At 63.1% G+C, this 17,288-nt stretch carries 19 protein-coding genes; 7 read left to right on the plus strand and 12 right to left on the minus strand.

Translation table 11 applies throughout. From position 1 onward, the window contains the following. Positions 1-4: 4 nt before the first annotated feature. Complete coding sequence (locus IQ26_RS14625; RefSeq protein ID WP_145718349.1) at positions 5-241, minus strand: hypothetical protein; 237 nt, start codon at positions 239-241, stop codon at positions 5-7. Positions 242-477: 236 nt separating this feature from the next. Between IQ26_RS14625 and grpE the strand changes: the two genes are divergently transcribed. Beyond that, the gene (gene grpE / locus IQ26_RS14630; protein WP_145718351.1) at positions 478-1,113 is read left to right on the plus strand and encodes a nucleotide exchange factor GrpE; all 636 of its coding nucleotides are present in this window, start codon (positions 478-480) and stop codon (positions 1,111-1,113) included. Positions 1,114-1,212: 99 nt separating this feature from the next. Continuing rightward, on the plus strand, positions 1,213-1,845 hold the full coding sequence (locus IQ26_RS14635; protein ID WP_145718353.1) for a trimeric intracellular cation channel family protein: 633 nt from the start codon (positions 1,213-1,215) through the stop codon (positions 1,843-1,845). Between the two features lie 71 nt (positions 1,846-1,916). On the opposite strand, the gene olsB is transcribed toward IQ26_RS14635, so the two are convergent. The 11 genes from olsB to sppA form a co-directional block, all read right to left on the minus strand. Then, a complete protein-coding gene (gene olsB, locus IQ26_RS14640; RefSeq protein ID WP_162457957.1) occupies positions 1,917-2,792 on the minus strand; it encodes a l-ornithine N(alpha)-acyltransferase in 876 nt (291 codons plus the stop codon). Positions 2,793-2,964: 172 nt separating this feature from the next. Next, positions 2,965-5,253: a hybrid sensor histidine kinase/response regulator gene (locus IQ26_RS14645; RefSeq protein ID WP_145718357.1), complete on the minus strand. Its 2,289-nt coding sequence runs from the start codon at positions 5,251-5,253 to the stop codon at positions 2,965-2,967. Positions 5,254-5,362: 109 nt separating this feature from the next. After that, on the minus strand, positions 5,363-6,352 hold the full coding sequence (acuI, locus tag IQ26_RS14650; RefSeq protein WP_145718359.1) for an acrylyl-CoA reductase (NADPH): 990 nt from the start codon (positions 6,350-6,352) through the stop codon (positions 5,363-5,365). Positions 6,353-6,404: 52 nt separating this feature from the next. Continuing rightward, positions 6,405-6,905 carry a signal peptidase II gene (gene lspA, locus IQ26_RS14655; RefSeq protein WP_145718361.1) on the minus strand — a complete coding sequence of 167 codons (501 nt, stop codon included), beginning with the start codon at positions 6,903-6,905 and terminating at the stop codon, positions 6,405-6,407. Between the two features lie 8 nt (positions 6,906-6,913). Then, a complete protein-coding gene (locus IQ26_RS14660) occupies positions 6,914-7,771 on the minus strand; it encodes a TrmH family RNA methyltransferase (RefSeq protein WP_145718363.1) in 858 nt (285 codons plus the stop codon). Continuing rightward, on the minus strand, positions 7,772-8,854 hold the full coding sequence (locus tag IQ26_RS14665) for an RsmD family RNA methyltransferase (RefSeq protein WP_145718365.1): 1,083 nt from the start codon (positions 8,852-8,854) through the stop codon (positions 7,772-7,774). A 93-nt stretch (positions 8,855-8,947) separates the two neighbouring features. Further along, positions 8,948-9,436: a DUF1772 domain-containing protein gene (locus tag IQ26_RS14670; protein WP_145718367.1), complete on the minus strand. Its 489-nt coding sequence runs from the start codon at positions 9,434-9,436 to the stop codon at positions 8,948-8,950. A gap of 91 nt (positions 9,437-9,527) precedes the next feature. After that, positions 9,528-10,499: a bifunctional Delta(1)-pyrroline-2-carboxylate/Delta(1)-piperideine-2-carboxylate reductase gene (gene lhpI, locus IQ26_RS14675; protein ID WP_145718369.1), complete on the minus strand. Its 972-nt coding sequence runs from the start codon at positions 10,497-10,499 to the stop codon at positions 9,528-9,530. A gap of 36 nt (positions 10,500-10,535) precedes the next feature. Next, on the minus strand, positions 10,536-10,868 hold the full coding sequence (locus tag IQ26_RS14680) for a LapA family protein (RefSeq protein ID WP_145718371.1): 333 nt from the start codon (positions 10,866-10,868) through the stop codon (positions 10,536-10,538). A gap of 76 nt (positions 10,869-10,944) precedes the next feature. After that, positions 10,945-11,229: an integration host factor subunit beta gene (locus IQ26_RS14685; RefSeq protein ID WP_006200394.1), complete on the minus strand. Its 285-nt coding sequence runs from the start codon at positions 11,227-11,229 to the stop codon at positions 10,945-10,947. Between the two features lie 70 nt (positions 11,230-11,299). Beyond that, on the minus strand, positions 11,300-12,253 hold the full coding sequence (gene sppA, locus IQ26_RS14690; RefSeq protein WP_145718373.1) for a signal peptide peptidase SppA: 954 nt from the start codon (positions 12,251-12,253) through the stop codon (positions 11,300-11,302). Between the two features lie 320 nt (positions 12,254-12,573). Here sppA and lptC point away from each other — a divergent pair, with 320 nt between their 5' ends. The 5 genes from lptC (at position 12,574) to hpf (ending at position 17,285) form a co-directional block, all read left to right on the plus strand. Then, complete coding sequence (gene lptC, locus IQ26_RS14695) at positions 12,574-13,287, plus strand: LPS export ABC transporter periplasmic protein LptC (RefSeq protein WP_145718375.1); 714 nt, start codon at positions 12,574-12,576, stop codon at positions 13,285-13,287. Further along, on the plus strand, positions 13,274-13,873 hold the full coding sequence (locus IQ26_RS14700) for an LptA/OstA family protein (protein WP_145718377.1): 600 nt from the start codon (positions 13,274-13,276) through the stop codon (positions 13,871-13,873). Before lptC ends, IQ26_RS14700 begins: the two co-directional genes overlap by 14 nt. After that, a complete protein-coding gene (gene lptB, locus IQ26_RS14705) occupies positions 13,873-14,691 on the plus strand; it encodes an LPS export ABC transporter ATP-binding protein (protein ID WP_145718379.1) in 819 nt (272 codons plus the stop codon). Before IQ26_RS14700 ends, lptB begins: the two co-directional genes overlap by 1 nt. 217 nt (positions 14,692-14,908) lie before the next feature. Continuing rightward, a complete protein-coding gene (rpoN, locus tag IQ26_RS14710) occupies positions 14,909-16,435 on the plus strand; it encodes an RNA polymerase factor sigma-54 (protein WP_145718381.1) in 1,527 nt (508 codons plus the stop codon). A 265-nt stretch (positions 16,436-16,700) separates the two neighbouring features. Further along, positions 16,701-17,285: a ribosome hibernation-promoting factor, HPF/YfiA family gene (hpf, locus tag IQ26_RS14715; protein WP_145718383.1), complete on the plus strand. Its 585-nt coding sequence runs from the start codon at positions 16,701-16,703 to the stop codon at positions 17,283-17,285. Positions 17,286-17,288: the final 3 nt, after the last annotated feature.

Raw genomic sequence — 17,288 nt, forward strand, 5'->3', positions numbered from 1 at the left:
CCGTCTATTGCCGGCGGCTATTGGCGGCGACGCTGCTCTCGATGCCGTCCAGGCGGTCGAGCAATTCCCTGAAACGATCGGGAATGTCGTTCTCCGTCCGGAATGCCGGCAACGCGCGCATAAAGCGCATCGTTGCCTCGGTGCCGAACTGGTGCTTGACGCCGGTCGCGAGCCTTTCACGTCTTTCGTCATTGTTGCGGGCGCCATTCTTGTTGCGGTCGCCGTTTTTGCGGGTCGTCATTTCAAAATCCTGTGTCGGCTTCGAAACTCCCCCAGTAGGCGAATGGTTCCACATCGTGGCATCTTGGCAAGCAAAGCCGGCGGTTACAGTAAAATTTGAATTAATATCGAAAGGTCTTCATGATGCGTCGTCAAAGCGCGAGCGGCTTCTTCGGTATCGCTTGCCCCTTGATTTTTGGCCGCCAAACCTCGATATCGGGCACAAATCCACATCATTCGAAATGACGGGAAATGGCGATGAGCGACCAGGCAAAAGACGAACGCGCGCCCGATGAAGCCGAGACGGCCGAGGCTGTCATCGAACACACGGAGGGCAGCGTCGACGGCGACTATGAAGCGCTTGTGCGGCTGCTGAAGGAAAACGACGAGTTGAAGGACCGCGCGCTCCGCGTCGCGGCCGAGATGGAGAATCTGCGGCGCCGCACCGCGCGCGACGTGCACGACGCGCGTGCCTATGCGGTTGCCAATTTCGCCCGCGACATGCTGTCGGTGTCGGACAATCTGCGCCGCGCGCTGGATGCGATCCCGGCAGAGGCCAAGGCGTCGGGCGATGCCGGCTTCAAGGCGCTGATCGAGGGCGTCGAGATCACCGAGCGCGCCATGCTATCGGCATTGGAGCGGCATGGGGTGAAGAAGCTCGAGCCGGAAGGCGAGAAGTTCGATCCGAATTTCCACCAGGCGATGTTCGAGGTGCCCAATCCGGAGGTGCCGGCCAACACGGTGGTGCAGGTCGTGCAGCCGGGCTATTCGATCGGCGAGCGGGTGCTGCGGCCGGCCATGGTCGGTGTTGCCAAGGGCGGTCCCAAGCAGGTGGCTGGTGAAGCGCCGGTCGAGCCAGGGCCGGTGAACGAGCAAGCTGAGAAGGATGCGTAAGTAAGGGAATAGGGGAGTAGGGCAAAGAGCCGTACCATTCGCGCGGCTTCGTGCTATTTATGCTTACCTAGTCCCCTACTCCCTTACTCCCCTATGCCCTTGAACCCGATCGAGCTTCTCGACTATGCCGGCGTCGCGGTCTTCGCGGCGACCGGTGCGCTTGCCGCTTCGCGCAAGCAACTCGACATTATCGGCTTTCTGTTCCTGGCCAGCGTCACCGGCATCGGCGGTGGCACGTTTCGTGACGTCATTCTCAATCTGCCGGTCTTCTGGATCGCCAATTCCGGCTACGTTCTGATCTGCGCGGTGGTGGCGATGCTTGTCTTCTTCGGGGCGCACCGTCTCGAATCCCGCTGGAAATTACTGCTCTGGCTCGACGCTGTTGGCCTCGCCGCGTTTTCGGTGATGGGTGCCGCCAAGGGCCTGGCCGTCACCGGGTCGCCGGTCGTGTCCGTCGTCACCGGCGTGCTCACCGCCACGTTCGGCGGCATCTTGCGCGACCTGCTGGCCGGCGAACCGTCGGTGCTCTTGAGACCAGAAATCTATGTCACTGCCGCCCTTGCGGGCGCCACCCTGTTTACAACAGGCGATCTCGCCGGACTGCCGCCGCTCGCATCGGGCCTGGCGGGCTTTGCCGCGGCATTTCTGGTGCGTGGCGGCGCGCTCAAGTTCGGCTGGGCCTTTCCATCCTACAAGAGCCGCCCCGGTCGGCGGCCGGAAGATATTCCGTGAGTGGCGAATAGTGAGTAGTCAGTAGTGAGGCTTGGATGTCGTGATGTAGCTCTCACTACTCACTACTGCCTTCATGCGGCAAAACGCTGGGCTTCCCCGCCATAATAGTTGACGTAGCGGGCGCCGATCTCCTTGACCGGCATCACCACGAACACGTCGACCGTCGAGAATTCGCGGTCGATGACGCAGCCGTCGCCGATGCGCGCGCCGACGCGCAGATAGCCCTTGACCAGCGGTGGCATTGCCGCGATCGCGGCCTTGGCGTAGACCGCCTCGATCGGCATCAAATCCATGGAACAGTAGCGCCCGGCGACCGCGCGCACGTCCCAGGCCGAGTTCGTGCGGCAGTGATGGGCGAGATAGGTCAGCGCTTCGGCATGCGCCGCCGGCACGGTGCCTTGGAACGAGGCGCAACCGGTCATCACGCCGATCCCGTAATGGTTGATATAGGCCCAAATACCTTGCCAGAGCGCCTCGATGGTGCGCTTCGAGCGGTATTCCGGCAAGACGCAGGAGCGGCCGAGCTCGAGGAAACGCTGGCCGGGATGACGGGCGATGAGCTTGGTCAGCTCGAATTCGCCCTCGGAATAGAAGCCGCCGGCCGCAGCCGCGATTTCCTGCCGCAGCAGGCGGTAGGTGCCGACAATGCGGCGATGCTCGGGACCGGATAGCGAAGTGTCGAAGACGAGCAAATGATCGCAGAGCGGATCGAAGCGGTCGGCATCGCGGCAATCCTGCGCCTGGAACAGGTTTTTCCTGGCGCCAAGCTCGTCGTAGAATACCCGGTAACGCACTTCTTGGGCCGCGGCGATCTCAGCCTCGTTGAGGGCGAGCCGCACTTCGAGGTTGCCGATGCGACCGAGTGATGTGCCTTTTATGACGGCATCGACGTTCCGCCCGACAAGCAATGCGCTGCTGGCGTTCGGCCGAGTGTCACATTCCGGCATAACTGTATGCACGAGTGATTCTCCTTCGAGCCATCCCTCTTGGCACGGGGATACGGTGTAGGTGCAACAGGATTGTGACAGTACCGTGATACGGCGTTACGGGCAATACTTCGCCGGCTGGGTAATGCCTGCAACCGGCTATGCAATGTAAGGAAAGGGCGCGACTCGCGGCTCAGGCCGCCACCTGGCCCTCGACCGCTTGGACAAGCGCGTCGGGATCGAGCGGCTTGGTCACGAAGCCGCTGGCGCCATGGGCGAGCACGGCGTGGCGGGTCTTTTCCTGGCTGTCCGCCGACAGCACCATGATCGGAACCGGCGGTATGGCGGTTTCCTCCTCGTGCCGGCGGATGGCGGCGATGGCGTCCAGCCCGTCCATCACAGGCATGTGCAGGTCCATCAGCACCACGTCGAAGCGATGCTTGTGGCCGGTTCCGATGACGGCCTCGACGGCGGCCTTGCCGTTGCCGACCACTTTCACCCGATGCCCGGCCTTCAGCAGCGTGGCGCGGGCAAGCATGGCGTTGATGTCGTTGTCCTCGGCAATCAGCACGGACAGGCCCTGCTGGCGGAGCCCAATGGCGCGGACCGATGGCGCGCCGGGCTTTTCCGGCTGCGGTTGGGAGAGGGTGGGTACGCCGCTGGCCAAAAGCACGCGCAGCAACGTCTCGCCGCGCACCGGCCTTGCCAGGAAGGTGGCGTAGCCGCTGGCGCGGAACTCGCCCAGCATGCCGCGGTCGGTCGGCGCGATCAGCGTGATCGCCTCGCAATCGGCAAAGCCGCTCTGACGAAGGCGCTTGAGCAACCTGCCGTCGCTGTCTTCCATGGCCGCGTCGACCAGAAGCACGTCGCAGCCTTCGGCGAAGGGGGCTGCCTGGGCGGCGGTCGCGGCCAGATCGACCATACCGCCATTGGCGCGGATGGTGCGAGCAATGGCATCCGCCTCGATGGCGTTTCTCGACAGGATCACCGCGCGCCGACCCGACAGCGCGCTCTGGCGGTTCTGCGACGCTTCGATGGCCGATATTGCGGGGATTTCGAAGACGAATTCCGAACCCTGGCCGAGCCGGCTCGACACCGAAATCGTACCGCCCATGGCAATCGCCAGGCGCTTGGAAATGGCAAGACCGAGGCCGGCGCCACCATGCACGCGGGTCGACGTGCCGTCAGCCTGTTCGAATTCGTCGAAGATGCGCTCCATGTCGTTCTCGTTCAGGCCGGGACCGGTGTCGGTGACCGTAAAGCATATGTGATCGGTGGTTTCGGTGCGGGCGCGGGCGATGCTCACCAATACGCCGCCGCTGTCGGTGAACTTGATGGCGTTGCCGATGAGGTTGAGCAGCACCTGCCTGACCTTCCCCGGATCGGCGGTGATCATCTGCGGCACGTCGTGGTCGACATGGCAGCCAAGGCCGATGGCCTTGGCGAAGGCGCGCGCCGCTAGGAGTTCGACGACGTTGTCGGCGATCTCGCGCACCGACATTGGCTGCGGTTCGGGATCGAAGCGGCCGGCCTCGATCTTGGAATAGTCGAGCAGATCCTCGATCAGTGCCAGCAGCGCGCTGGCCGAGGTCGAGACGGCGCCGACATAGGTCCGTTGTTCGGGCGAGAGACTGGTATCGGCCAACAGCCTGGCCATGCCCATGATTCCGTTCATCGGCGTGCGGATCTCGTGGCTGACGGTGGCGAGGAAGCGCGATTTGGCCTGGCTTGCATATTCGGCTCGCTCACGGGCGGTGATCAGCGACGATTCGGCTTGCTTGCGGGCGGTAATGTCGCGGGCGATGGCGCGATGCGAGTCAGCGCCGCTCTCCTTGTCGCGCACGGACAGTTCGATCCATGAGAACCAGCGCGGGCCGCTCGGCGTGCTAATGGCGACGTCGGTGGAGCTCAGGCACTCGTGGTCGGAAAAAGCGGCATCGGGAACGATGCCGACGTCGATGCCGAGTTCGGCCAGGGTCCTGCCGGCAAGGTCGCGCTGTTCGGTTCCGACAAGATCGGCGAAAACCTTGTTGGCGTACACTATGTGGCCGTCACGATCGCGATGGACGACGAGATCGCCGAGCGCGTCGATCAGCCCGCGAAAGCGTTCCTCGCTCTCCTGCATCTCCCACATGCGGTCGGCCAGTGTCTCGATCTGGGCGCGGCTGCGAGCCGCGGTCTCGTCGAGCAGAGCGGCTGTGCGGCGCTCAGTGCGCTTGGCGCGCAGGTGCATGGCAAGACCGGCCATGCCGGTCGCCAAAAGGCCAACGGTGATGAAGATCGGCGCTCCGGTCAGATGCGACAGGCCTGCCAGCACCACGACGGCGACGAGCGTCAGGAACGGCAGGCCTTCACGATTGGCGGCGGGCAGTTCCGGCGCCCGCGGCGGCGCGGCGACAAGCTGCCGCCTCGGCGGCTCCGGGCCGATCCCGTCGACGCTTTCGGCGTTCTCCGTTTCTCTGATGCCGGATTCCGTGACCATACGAAATCCTTGCCAGACAGAGATTATGGAAAATTGCGGCTGATCGTTCGAATTTTAGCGGTCGCGCGGTTTTGGCTTTGTTTCGTGCAAAAACTGCAGACGACGGAGTTCACATGTCCACCACCACGCGACCGCGGATCTTGCCGTCGACGATGTCGTGCGCGGCGTCGATGATGCCGTCGAAACCGATGGTCGTGGACAGGCTGGCAAGCTTGTGGAGGTCAAGGTCCGTACCGATGCGGCGCCACGCTTCCAGGCGGACCGCCTTCGGCGCCATCACCGAATCGATGCCGAGCAGCGAAACGCCGCGCAAGATGAACGGCGCGACGCTCGTCGGCAGATCCATGCCGCCGGCCAGGCCGCAGGCGGCGACGGCGCCGCCATAGGAGGTCATCGAAAGGACGTTGGCCAGCGTATGGCTGCCGACCGCGTCGACGCCGCCGGCCCAGCGTTCCTTGGCGAGCGGCCTTGCCGGCTGGGCAAGCTCGTCACGCGCAATCACTTCCGCGGCGCCCAGGTCGATCAGATAGGGGCTTTCGGCGCTGCGGCCGGTCGAGGCGATGACATGGTAGCCGAGGCTGGACAGGATCGAGACCGCGACCGAGCCGACGCCGCCGGCAGCCCCCGTCACCACCACCGGGCCGCGATCGGGCACGATGCCATGCCGTTCCAGCGCGATGACGCAAAGCATGGCGGTGTAGCCAGCGGTGCCGATCGCCATGGCATCATGCGGGCTCATGCCCTGGGGCAGCGGCACCAGCCAGTCGCCCTTGACGCGGGCACGCTCGGCATAGGCGCCAAAATGCGTCTCGCCGACGCCCCAGCCGTTCAGAATGACCTTGTCCCCCTTGCGCCAGTCGGCATGGGAGGACGAGACGACCGTGCCGGCGAAATCGATGCCCGGCACCAGCGGCCAGCGGCGGATCACCGGCGCCTTGCCTGATATGGCGAGGCCGTCCTTGTAGTTCACCGTCGTCGCCTCGACGGCGACGGTGACATCGCCTTCCATCAGGTCGTCCTCGGTGAGGTCGGTCACCGCGACCGACTGCTTCTTCTCGGTGTCGCGCGAAACGAGGATGGCTTTGAAGGTTTCGGGCATGTTTTCTCCTCGGGCTTTTCGAATGGGCACTGTATGGCGGTGGAAGGTCAGGTCAATCGCTTGAGGGCTTGGCCTCGCGCCGCCAACCGATGAGTTCGTCGAAGACGACCAGCACCGCGCCGACCGCGATGAACGCGTCGGCGAGGTTGAAGATGGCAAAGGACCATACCGGAGTATGGAACAGGATGTAGTCGATCACGTGGCCATAGGTGGCGCGGTCGAGCAGATTGCCGAGCGCGCCGCCGACGATCAGTGCAAAGCCAATGCGGGTAAGCACGTGGCCGGGCGGCGTGCGGGCCGCGAGATAGAGCACGAAAGCGACGACGAAAGCGGCGATGACCACCAGGCCGGTGTCGCCGAACGACGAAAACATCGAGAAGGCAATGCCGGTGTTGTAGGTGCGATACAGTGCCAGGAACGGCACGAGATCGACCTTTTCCTGAAAGGCGAGGCCGGTCTCGACTAGGTGTTTCACCCACTGGTCGAGCGCTATCGCCGCAGCGACCAGCAGGGCGTAAGGGAACCATGATTTTGCCGTTTGGGATTTCACCATTTGGGATGTCACGGTTTGGCGTCCTCCGGGGCAAGTTTCAGCGCATCGCGCCGGATCTCGAACAGCATGATGCCGGTGGCCACCGCGAGATTGAGCGAATCGGCGCGGCCGGCCTGCGGAATCCGCAGCAGCCTGTCGCAGCTTTCGGCCAGGCTGTCGGGCAGGCCCTGCTGTTCGTTGCCCATCATCAGCAGCACCGGGCCTCTGGAAAAATCGACCGAACGGTAGTCGACCGCGCCCTTCAGATGCGTGCCGGCGACGAGGCCGGGAAAGCTTTTTCGCCATGCGAGGAAGGTGTCCGGCGTCGCCCTGGCGACCGGCACGGCGAAGATCGAGCCCATCGTGGCGCGCACGGTCTCCACTGAAAACGGGTCGGTGGTCTCGCCGACCAGGATGACGCCCTTGGCGCCGACGGCATCGACGGTGCGGATGACGGTGCCGAGATTGCCAGGGTCGCGCACGCGGTCGAGCGCCACCCAGACATCGCTTTTCTGAGCACGGATGTCTTTCAGCGGCAGGAACTTCTGCGAAAAGATGCCGACCACCATTTGCGGGTTGTCGCGACGGGTGATGGCGACGAGCACTTTTTCCGAAACTTCGAGCACGGTGCCGCCGGCGGCAACCGTGCGCGCCGCGACCTTTTCGACCGCCGCATTGCCGCGTCCGGCCTTGGCGAAGACCAGCGTCCTGATCGACCAGCCGAGATCGAGCGCGTCGATCACCAGCTTCAGCCCCTCGGCCATGAAGGCGTTCTGCTGGTCGCGGAATTTCTTCAGCGCGAGCGCCTTGATGTCCTTGACCAGCGGGTTGGCAAGGCTGGTGACCTCTTTCACTTGCCCTGGCGAGCCGGCGTGCCGATCGCTCATTCAGGCCACCCAGCGCGAGAACAGCGACGTGGACAGCGCCCGGCCGGCGGATTTCTCGCGGATGATCAGTTCGCCGGATTCGACCCTGCCGCCCATGCCGGCGAACGTGTCGCGCATCAAGGCATGGATGGCGAAGAAGGAGGCGCGGATCGAATAGGCGGTCAGCACCACGGCAAGCGGCTTCGGCGTCAGGATCGAGCGGCAGAGGTCGGTCAGATCAGGCAGATCCTCGAACAACTGCCAGACCTCGCCCTTCGGGCCACGGCCATAGGCGGGCGGATCGAACAGGACGATGTCGTAGCGGCTGCCGCGGCGTTCCTCGCGCTCGGCGAATTTCATGGCGTCGTCGACGATCCAGCGGATCGGCTTTTGCGACAGGCCCGCGATCTCCTGGTTCTCCCTGGCCCAGCCGATCGCCTTCTTGGATGCGTCGACATGGGTGACCTCGGCGCCGGCGCGAGCCGCCACCAGCGAGGCAAGGCCGGTGTAGCCGAACAGATTCAGCACCTTGACCGGCCGCTTCGCCGCCGCGATCAGCCCGGCCATGTGATCCCAGTGCGAGGCCTGTTCGGGGAAGACGCCGACATGGCGAAACGAGGTGAAGCGGCCGAGATAGTCGATGCCGTCATGCTTCATCGGCCAGGTCTCGCCGAGCGGCGTCCTTGGAAAGCGCCAGCGGCCGATGCCTTCCTCGTCGGTGTCGCCGGTGAAAATGGCGTCGACGCGATCCCAGTCCTTGGCCGGCAACGCTTTTTGCCAGATTGCCTGGCCCTCGGGCCGGACGATGCGATAGGGGCCGTACTGTTCGAGCTTCTGCCCGGCGCCGCTGTCGAGCAGCGCATAGTCGGCGTTGGGCGTCACTTCGAGGATTACCGGAAGACGTTCGGCGGGCAGGGCGCCGTCGCGGCGGGAAAGGACACGCGGCGCGGCCTTTGGTTCGGAACGGTCCCTCGTCTCATGCCCCTCGCCCGGTTTTGCATCCGGCCTGGCCGCTGCGCGACCATCCCGCGGGCGCGTCTGTTCTGCTCCGCTTTTCGTGAACTGCGAGCGGCTATCGCGGCGTTTGTCGCGAAAAGGTTTCAAGACGGAGCATCTCCGGACGGCTGCTTGGCCCGCTTCTGCCACAGCACATCCGGCGGCGCAACAAAGGCGGTTGCCGGACGACATCCGGAATGGTCAGCCGTGCCTGATGGAAAGCAAGCCGACAATCAGCGAGATGAAGCCTGCGGTCTTGATGCCGGCCACGACCATATGGCCGGTTTCCCAGCGCAGCCGGATCGCTTCGAAGTTTTCCGGGATCGGTCCAGGCACCCAGGTGGCCAGGATATCATTGGCCGGTTTGACGAGCACAGACCACGCTGCAAGCGACGCCGCAAAAAGCGCAGCCGCGGCCGACACGAACCAAAACGCCGGGCGATCGTCACGCAACATCCATGCGAGAAGCCCCGGACAACCAATCGCTGCCAGGTCCAGTGGCGCGCCAATGACCAAAAATAGCAAGAACTGGCCGTTGAAGACGGTGGTTTCGCGCCACAGAGAAGGCGACCACTTCGTCAGCCGAGGCAGCGATTCCAGGACATGAGCGAAGGATGGGCCGAGGCTGAGCGCTGCGACCGTGGCGGTCAGGATCGACCAGAACAACAGAAACCCGCGTATCTCCGTCATCTGCGAACAACGAGGCGCGGCAAAAGGGGTTCCCGTCAAGGCAGAAGGGGAGTAAGAGAGTAAGGCATTACTGCCGTACTGCCCTATTCCCTTACTCCCCTACTTTGAGCGCCTTGTAGACGGCAATGCCGGCGGCGAGATCCTCCAGAGCCGCGCCGACCGATTTGAACAGCGTGATCTCACCGGGGCTTTGCCGGCCCTTCTTCTGGCCGCGCGCCAGTTCATGTAGGTCGGCGACGATGGCTTGCGCCTTCAACACGCCCGAGGCCAGTGGCTGGACGATGTCGCCCGCCTCCTTGGTGGCGCCGGCGCGGGTGTCGACGTAGACATGGGCACGCGAAATCGCATCGTCGTCGCTTTCGCGCATATCAGGCGTGAAGCCGCCGACCAGATCGACATGGGTTCCCGGCTGCAAAAGTGCGCCTTTGATCAGCGGGGTGGTCGTGATGGTTGCCGACGACACGATATCGGCTTGGCCGAGCTCGGCGTCGAGATCGTTCGCGGCGGTGGCCGCAAACCCCTCGGCACGCAATTGCGCCGCAACCTTTTCGGCATTGGCCGACGTGCGGTTCCAGATGCGGATGGTTTTGATCGGCCGCACCGCCGAATGCGCCTTGGCCAGGAACGGCGACAGCGCGCCGGCGCCGACCACCAGCAGCCGCGAAGCGTCCTCGCGGGCCAGATAGGAAGCGGCCAGCGCCGAGGCGCAGGCCGTGCGCCACTGCGTCAGCCGCTGGCCGTCGATCATGGCTTCGGGCTCGCCGGTCGCACCGTCGAGCAGGAGGTAAAGGCCCATCACCGCGGGTTTGCCTACGGCGTTGTTATCGGGCGACACAGTGACGATCTTGACGCCGATATGGCCGCCGTCCGACGTGCCGGCCGCATTGAAGTCGGTCCAGGCTGGCATCAAGAGCAGGGTCGAGGCCACGCCGTCCGGGCGTTCGACCGTATGGTGGTGCCTGACCGGTTGTACCGCTCCATCGCGAAAGGCCGCGCGCAGTGTCTCGACCAATCCGGGAAAGGTCAGTGCACGATCGACCTCGGCGGCCGAAATGGTCAGCATGAGAAGCTCCGCAGAGTGAACCGGCGACCCGGCAGTTCAGTTCGTCGGCTTCGGCAGCACCGGGCCTTGTGGCGCGACCGGAGCGCGGCTGACCGCCTGGCGCAGGTTCTCGGCCTCCACGCGGCGCTGGCGCGCCAGCTTGCGGTAACGGCCCTGCTTTACCCATGTCGCCAGGCTGCCGACGATCATGCCGATGGCGAGAGCCAGGAACAGGAAGATGAAAAGCGGCAGCGTCATCGTCAGCACCGGGTTGCCGGGGTTGAACGGGTCCAGGGTGAAGGCAACCGGATCGCGGTTGGCGACGGCCAGCGCGATCAGGATGATGGCCAGCGGCACGAAGACCAAGATGAGCAAGAAACGATTGAACATGGAATTTCCTGTCGAAAGCGGGCTCTATCGAAGACCAGCCCTCCTGGAAAGGCCGGCACATGAACCCGCGCGGCGCTTATTTGCCGCCGTTCAGCCTTTCGCGCAATTCCTTGCCGGTCTTGAAAAACGGCACCCATTTCTCCTCGACCTCGACGGATTCGCCGGTGCGCGGATTGCGGCCGGTGCGGGCGGGGCGGTTTTTCACCGAGAAAGCGCCGAAACCGCGCAGCTCGACCCGGTTGCCTTCGGCAAGCGCGTCGGTAATCTCGTCGAAAATCGCGCCGACTATGTTCTCAACGTCGCGCAGGAAGAGGTGCGGGTTGCGTGTGGCGATGATCTGCACAAGTTCGGATTTGATCATGAGAAGGCTCCCCGTGAAAACACTACCGTCAAAATTATGAGGATGATTTTATTTGCTTTTTTCACTCGTCTCAAGGGTGCCAGACGGAAACGAGACCGTCAAGAAACAAGCGGTCGGCACCAAGTTCGTGAATGATGTCGCCGCCATAGTCGGGCAGGCCGAGCGCACTGCCGATGGTTCGCGCCATCGCCTTCGACAACAGGAAGCTGTCGCCTTCCGTATCCTTCCACTCGACCACCTCGAGCTTGGCGTCGACGCCCTTGGTTGCGAGCCAGTCGATCGCTTCGGTCTCGCCGCCGACCGCGTCGACCAATTTGTTGGCAACAGCTTGCCTGCCGGTGAAGATCGACCCATCGGCCAGCGCCAATGCCTCCGGCTTGGTCATGTTGCGGCGCTCGGCGACGACGCCGACGAACCAGTCGTAGCTGTCGAGGATGAGCTTGCGGACCATGGCGCGTTCGTCGTCATTGGCCGGTCTGAAGGGCGACGGCGAGGCTTTCAACGGCGAGGATTTCACTTCCTCGAGCTTGATGCCGAGCTTGTCCATAAGGCCGCTGACGTCCGGATACTGGATCAGCACGCCTATCGAGCCGACGATCGAGGACTTGCGCGCGACGATATGATCGGCCGCGGTGGCGATCATATAGCCCGCCGATGCGGCCAGCGTGCCGACTTCGGCCACCACCGGCTTTTCGGCGGCCAGCTTGCGCACTTCCTCGTAGATCGATTCACCACCGACGGTGGTGCCGCCCGGTGAATCGATCGACAGGATCACAGCTTTCACCCTCGATGATTGACGGATGGTTTCCAGCCGTTTGATCAGCTCGTCGTCTTCGGTGATGGTGCCTTCGATCTTGACCTTGGCGATATGGTCGACCGCCGCGCCAGTGAAGTCGTCACCGTAAATCCAGGTCGAAAGGGCAACCAACCCGGCTGCTGCGACAACAAGCGCTGCAACGCGCCAAAATGTCAGCTTGCGGCGCAAGCGGCGGCGGTCGATCAGGTCGTCGGCTCTCAGTGCCATGGTCCAGCCTCATAGTCGGTGGGAGAAATGCTTTTAAAGCAACCATCCGCGCCCGGCTACCGATTCCTGACGCGCTTGCGCCACAGACGACGTCTTCAACCTTCGCGGGCCGGCGTTTCAGGGAGACTTCAAGACCAATCCACAGGCCCTAACGCTGTCCGCCTGTATCTGGTATGATGTAAAAGTTGTGCCGGTTTCATTTTCGTTTGTACAACAGCAATCGTCACATTTTTGCGGTTTTCCTCCGCTTGTGCTTGCTTGAGGGCGTCGGCATCCCACCTATAGGGTGCTTGGCGGCAGGGGTTTAAAAGAAAGCAGTCATGTTAGCGCGACCGATCGAACCGACCAACACCGAGACGGAGTTGGCCCCCCCGGCCGTAGGCCCGGCGCGGGCCGACGCCTTCGGCATTGCCCAGCGCCATTCGCGCCGCGTCCGTGTCTTGAAGCTTGCGGTGCCGCTGGTCGCTGCCGCGATCGCGGTCGCTTTCCCAGTCTATTCGTATCTCGCGGCGCCTGTCTCGGTCCAGGTCCAGGCCGATGGCAGCGCCTTCGCCAATGGCAAGCTGGTGATGGCCAACCCCAAGCTCAACGGGTTCACCAAGCAGAAGCTACCCTATTCCATGACAGCCTTGCGCGCCATACAGGATGTGAGCAAGCAAGGCATCATCGATCTGGAGGGCATCGACGCCAAGCTCCCGATCTCGGCCGACAATGTGGCGGCGGTCAATGCCTCGCACGGCATCTACAATCGCGACGGCAACACGATGAGCCTGACCAGCGATGTCACCATAACCACCACCGATGGCTTGGAGGCAAAGTTCAAATCGGTCTTTCTTGACATAGCCAAAGGCACTATGAAGACGGATGACCCGGTCGACGTCAGCCGCGGCGGGTCGCGGATCACCGCAGATTCGATGTCGGTCCAGGACAACGGCAAGATCGTGGTTTTCGAAAACAGAGTGCGCGTCAACATCGACCCCGCCAGCTTGAAAGCGGCAGAGGCAAAGAGCGGAGAATCCCATGCGGCTCACTAGTTCGATACAGCTCGTAGCCGCGACCTCGGCCCTGCTGGGCCTGGGGCTGTTCCTGGGGGTAAAGCCGTCCCTGGCGCAGTCCAACACCACCAGCCAATTGTCCGGCCTCAAACTGTCCGGCGACAAGCCCATCCAGATCGAAAGCGACAAGCTCGAGGTACGCCAGGCGGACAGCATCGCTGTATTCACAGGCAATGTAAGCGTCGTCCAGGGGCCGACCGTGCTCAAGTCCGGCAAGATGACGGTCTACTACGTCAAGGATGCCGGCGCTGCCGCCAAGGGCGCGGAGGCCGCAGGTGCCGCGATGACCGGCTCGGCCGACATTGACCGTCTGGAGGTCGACAACAAGGTCTATATAAAATCGGACGATCAGGTCGCCACCGGCGACCGCGGCAGCTTCGACATGAAGACGGAAGTGCTTGTGCTTTCAGGCAGCAAGGTCGTGCTTTCGCAAGGCGACAATGTGCTGGTCGGCTGCAAGCTCACCGTGCAGATGAAGAGCGGCCTGGCGCAGGTCGATCCCTGCGGGGATGGGCGCGTCATGATGTCGATCACGCCACCGAAGTCGAGAACGGCGAAACCCTGATGGTCGACGTAGCATCGCTGAGGGCGCTTCTTCCAGGACGCGCCGCCAGCAAACTTGCGGCACCGGCCACGGTCACCGTCGATACGTCAAAGTTCAAGGGGACCCTGATCGCGAAGGGCCTGACCAAGAGCTACAAGGGCCGCAAAGTCGTCAGCGGCGTGACGATCGGCGTGCGCGCCGGCGAGGCGGTCGGGCTGCTCGGTCCCAACGGTGCCGGCAAGACGACCTGCTTCTACATGGTCACCGGCCTTGTGCCGGTCGACGAAGGCACAATCGAAATCGATGGCTTCGACGTCACCTCGATGCCGATGTACCGCCGCGCCCGCCTTGGCATCGGCTACCTTCCGCAGGAAGCGTCGATCTTTCGTGGCCTGAGCGTCGAGCAAAACATCCGTGCCGTGCTCGAAGTGGTCGAAAAGAGCCGCAAGGAGCGCGAGCGCAACCTCGACGAACTGCTCGAGGAGTTCCACATCAGCCATCTGCGCAAGGCCCCGTCACTGTCGCTTTCCGGCGGCGAGCGGCGGCGCCTTGAAATCGCACGCGCACTGGCGACCCGCCCCGCATACATGCTGCTCGACGAGCCTTTCGCCGGCATCGACCCGATCGCCGTCGCTGATATCCAGCAACTTGTGCGCCACCTGACGGCGCGGGGCATCGGCGTGCTCATCACCGATCACAATGTCCGAGAAACGCTCGGACTGATCGACCGCGCCTATATAATCCATGCCGGCCAGGTGCTGACCCATGGCCGGGCCGACGAAATTGTCGCAAACCCGGATGTGCGGCGGCTTTATCTCGGTGAGGGCTTTACACTCTGAGGTTGAGAATTCCTGTTCGAGAGCGATTTTTTGGCGCGGGACAGGTCCTTTTCTCCGATTTCTCGTCCGAATAACGCACCGACAGGCGAGTTTTGATCGCCGTCGCCTTGACAAGCAAAAGCCGGGCCAGTTCTTATGCTTGACTGGGAAAATCCTTCCGGCGGTCTGGATGCGTAGTAGACTCCGGATGCGTAGACAGGGCGTTTGAAACCAAACCATGGCATTGGCGGCAAAACTACAGCTACGGCAGTCCCAGTCGCTGGTGATGACACCTCAGCTCATGCAGTCGATCCGGCTGCTGCAGTTCACCCATGTCGAGTTGGAACGCTTCATCGACGACGAGATCGAGCGCAATCCTCTGCTCGAACGCGCCGAGCCGCAGGACGATGCTGCCAGCGACCAGGCGCAGAAGATCGACGCCCCGCCGGAAACGGCGACCAGCGGCGACTGGTTCGAGACGGAAACGGCATGGAGCGCCGAGGCGATCTCGGAAAAGCTCGATGCTTCGCTGGAAAATCTGTTCCCCGACGATCCCGGCACGAGCGAGCGGCTCGGTCCCGACCTGACGGCCCAGTGGAAATCGGCCTCCGGCGGCAGTTCCATGTCCTCGTCCGACGGCTTCGACGTCGGGGACATGGCGGCGGCCGCCATCACGCTGCGCGAGCATGTCGGCGAACAGGTCGCGCTTGCCTTCACCGACCCGGCGGCCCGCCTGATCGCCGGCGAGCTTGCCGATGGCCTCGACGAGGCCGGCTATATGCGCGCCGACATGGCGGAAATCGCCGCCCGTCTCGGCACCGACAGAGCAGCGGTGACGAATGCGCTCGCGGTCTGCCAGACATTCGAGCCCTCCGGCATCTTTGCCCGCGACCTCGCCGAATGTCTGTCGCTGCAGCTTGCCGTCCGCGACCGGCTCGATCCGGCAATGAAGGCTTTGATCGCCAATCTCGAACTCCTGGCGCGGCGCGACTTCCAGACCCTGAAACGGATTTGTGGGGTCGACGAGGAGGATTTACTCGACATGCTGGCCGAGATACGTGCGCTCGATCCGCGCCCGGGGATGGCGTTTTCGGGCGGCGTAAGCGACGCCATCATCGCCGATGTCGAAGTGCGGGCCGCCAATGACGGGAGCTGGGTGGTCGAACTTAACGCCGAAACGCTGCCGCGCGTGCTGGTCGATCATATCTATTTCGCCCAGGTGTCACCGCATGCGAAGAACCAGACGGAAAAGGACTTCTTGGCGGAATGCCTGCAGAATGCCAACTGGCTGACGCGCAGCCTCGACCAGCGGGCGAAGACCATCCTCAAGGTCGCCTCGGAAATCGTGCGCCAGCAGGATGCTTTCCTCGTCCATGGCGTGCGCCACCTGAAGCCGCTCAACCTGCGCATGGTGGCCGACGCCATCGGCATGCATGAATCGACCGTCAGCCGGGTCACCGCGAACAAATACATGCTGACCCCACGCGGCGTGTTCGAACTGCGCTATTTCTTCACCGCCTCGATCGCTTCGTCGGGCGGCGGCGACGCGCATTCGTCGGAAGCCGTGCGCGATCGCATCAAGCAGCTGATCGACGAAGAGAAGCCTGTCGACGTGCTTTCCGACGACGCGATTGTGGACATGTTGCGGGAAAACGGCGTCGATATTGCCAGGCGCACGGTCGCCAAGTACCGGGAGAGCATGAATATTCCCTCGTCGGTGCAGCGGCGGCGTGAAAAACGCGCCTTGGCCAGCGCCGGGCGTTGATCTCCGCGGAATTTCCACAGCTTTCGTGCTTCATTGACAAGCTGTAACGAAGTGGCTAGAAGCCCGCCCGCATGAGACGGGCTACTGCCCGCATGCGGATGGTCCGCCACGACGTTGGCCACGGACGGTCAAAAAGGCGGATTGTGATCAACCGGAAAGTTCGGATTTAAAATCGGCGCAAGTGACGCCGCAAAGCTTGTGCGCACAGACCACGGGTATAAACTCGGGACAGTTTGAAGCCTGAGCAAGGAAGGTCAGTTTTCAGATGACACTGCGCATATCGGGAAAACACATGGATATCGGCGATGCGTTCCGTACGCGCATCAACGAACGTGTCGGGGAAGTGATCGGGAAATATTTCGATCGGGGCTTTTCGGGGCAAATCGTAGTCGTCAAATCGGGGTCGCGCTACACGGCCGATTGCATGATCCGGCTGGATTCCGGCGCTTCACTGCAGGCGACCGGTGAAGCCCAGGACCCGACGCTCGCTTTCGAGGCCGCGGCGGATCGCCTCGAAACCCGCCTTCGGCGCTACAAGCGTCGGCTGAAGTCGCATAATTCAGGCAATGCCAATGGCGAACCCACCGACGTCGCCTATACGGTGATGGCGCCGCTTGCCGACGATGATGAGGACATACCGGAGAATTTCGCGCCGGCCATCGTCGCCGAATCAACCATGACGCTGCGGACCATGTCGGTGGCGTCAGCCGTGATCGAGCTCGATGCCAAGGACAGCCCGGTCCTCGTCTTCCGCAACGCCGGAAACGAGCACCTCAACATCGTCTATCGCCGGCCGGACGGAAATATCGGCTGGATCGACCCGTCTACGACCAAGGTCGCGCAGGGATGACGG

Origin of the sequence: Mesorhizobium tianshanense, from assembly GCF_007830515.1 — a bacterium.
GTDB lineage: Bacteria > Pseudomonadota > Alphaproteobacteria > Rhizobiales > Rhizobiaceae > Mesorhizobium > Mesorhizobium tianshanense.

Coding starts and splice junctions, on each gene's coding strand:
- IQ26_RS14625 (WP_145718349.1), bottom strand. CDS start 241: ATGACGACCCGCAAAAACGGCGACCGCAACAAGAATGGCGCCCGCAAC.
- grpE (WP_145718351.1), top strand. CDS start 478: ATGAGCGACCAGGCAAAAGACGAACGCGCGCCCGATGAAGCCGAGACG.
- olsB (WP_162457957.1), bottom strand. CDS start 2,792: ATGCCGGAATGTGACACTCGGCCGAACGCCAGCAGCGCATTGCTTGTC.
- IQ26_RS14645 (WP_145718357.1), bottom strand. CDS start 5,253: ATGGTCACGGAATCCGGCATCAGAGAAACGGAGAACGCCGAAAGCGTC.
- acuI (WP_145718359.1), bottom strand. CDS start 6,352: ATGCCCGAAACCTTCAAAGCCATCCTCGTTTCGCGCGACACCGAGAAG.
- lspA (WP_145718361.1), bottom strand. CDS start 6,905: ATGGTGAAATCCCAAACGGCAAAATCATGGTTCCCTTACGCCCTGCTG.
- IQ26_RS14660 (WP_145718363.1), bottom strand. CDS start 7,771: ATGAGCGATCGGCACGCCGGCTCGCCAGGGCAAGTGAAAGAGGTCACC.
- IQ26_RS14670 (WP_145718367.1), bottom strand. CDS start 9,436: ATGACGGAGATACGCGGGTTTCTGTTGTTCTGGTCGATCCTGACCGCC.
- lhpI (WP_145718369.1), bottom strand. CDS start 10,499: ATGCTGACCATTTCGGCCGCCGAGGTCGATCGTGCACTGACCTTTCCC.
- IQ26_RS14680 (WP_145718371.1), bottom strand. CDS start 10,868: ATGTTCAATCGTTTCTTGCTCATCTTGGTCTTCGTGCCGCTGGCCATC.
- IQ26_RS14685 (WP_006200394.1), bottom strand. CDS start 11,229: ATGATCAAATCCGAACTTGTGCAGATCATCGCCACACGCAACCCGCAC.
- sppA (WP_145718373.1), bottom strand. CDS start 12,253: ATGGCACTGAGAGCCGACGACCTGATCGACCGCCGCCGCTTGCGCCGC.
- lptC (WP_145718375.1), top strand. CDS start 12,574: ATGTTAGCGCGACCGATCGAACCGACCAACACCGAGACGGAGTTGGCC.
- IQ26_RS14700 (WP_145718377.1), top strand. CDS start 13,274: ATGCGGCTCACTAGTTCGATACAGCTCGTAGCCGCGACCTCGGCCCTG.
- lptB (WP_145718379.1), top strand. CDS start 13,873: ATGGTCGACGTAGCATCGCTGAGGGCGCTTCTTCCAGGACGCGCCGCC.
- rpoN (WP_145718381.1), top strand. CDS start 14,909: ATGGCATTGGCGGCAAAACTACAGCTACGGCAGTCCCAGTCGCTGGTG.
- hpf (WP_145718383.1), top strand. CDS start 16,701: ATGACACTGCGCATATCGGGAAAACACATGGATATCGGCGATGCGTTC.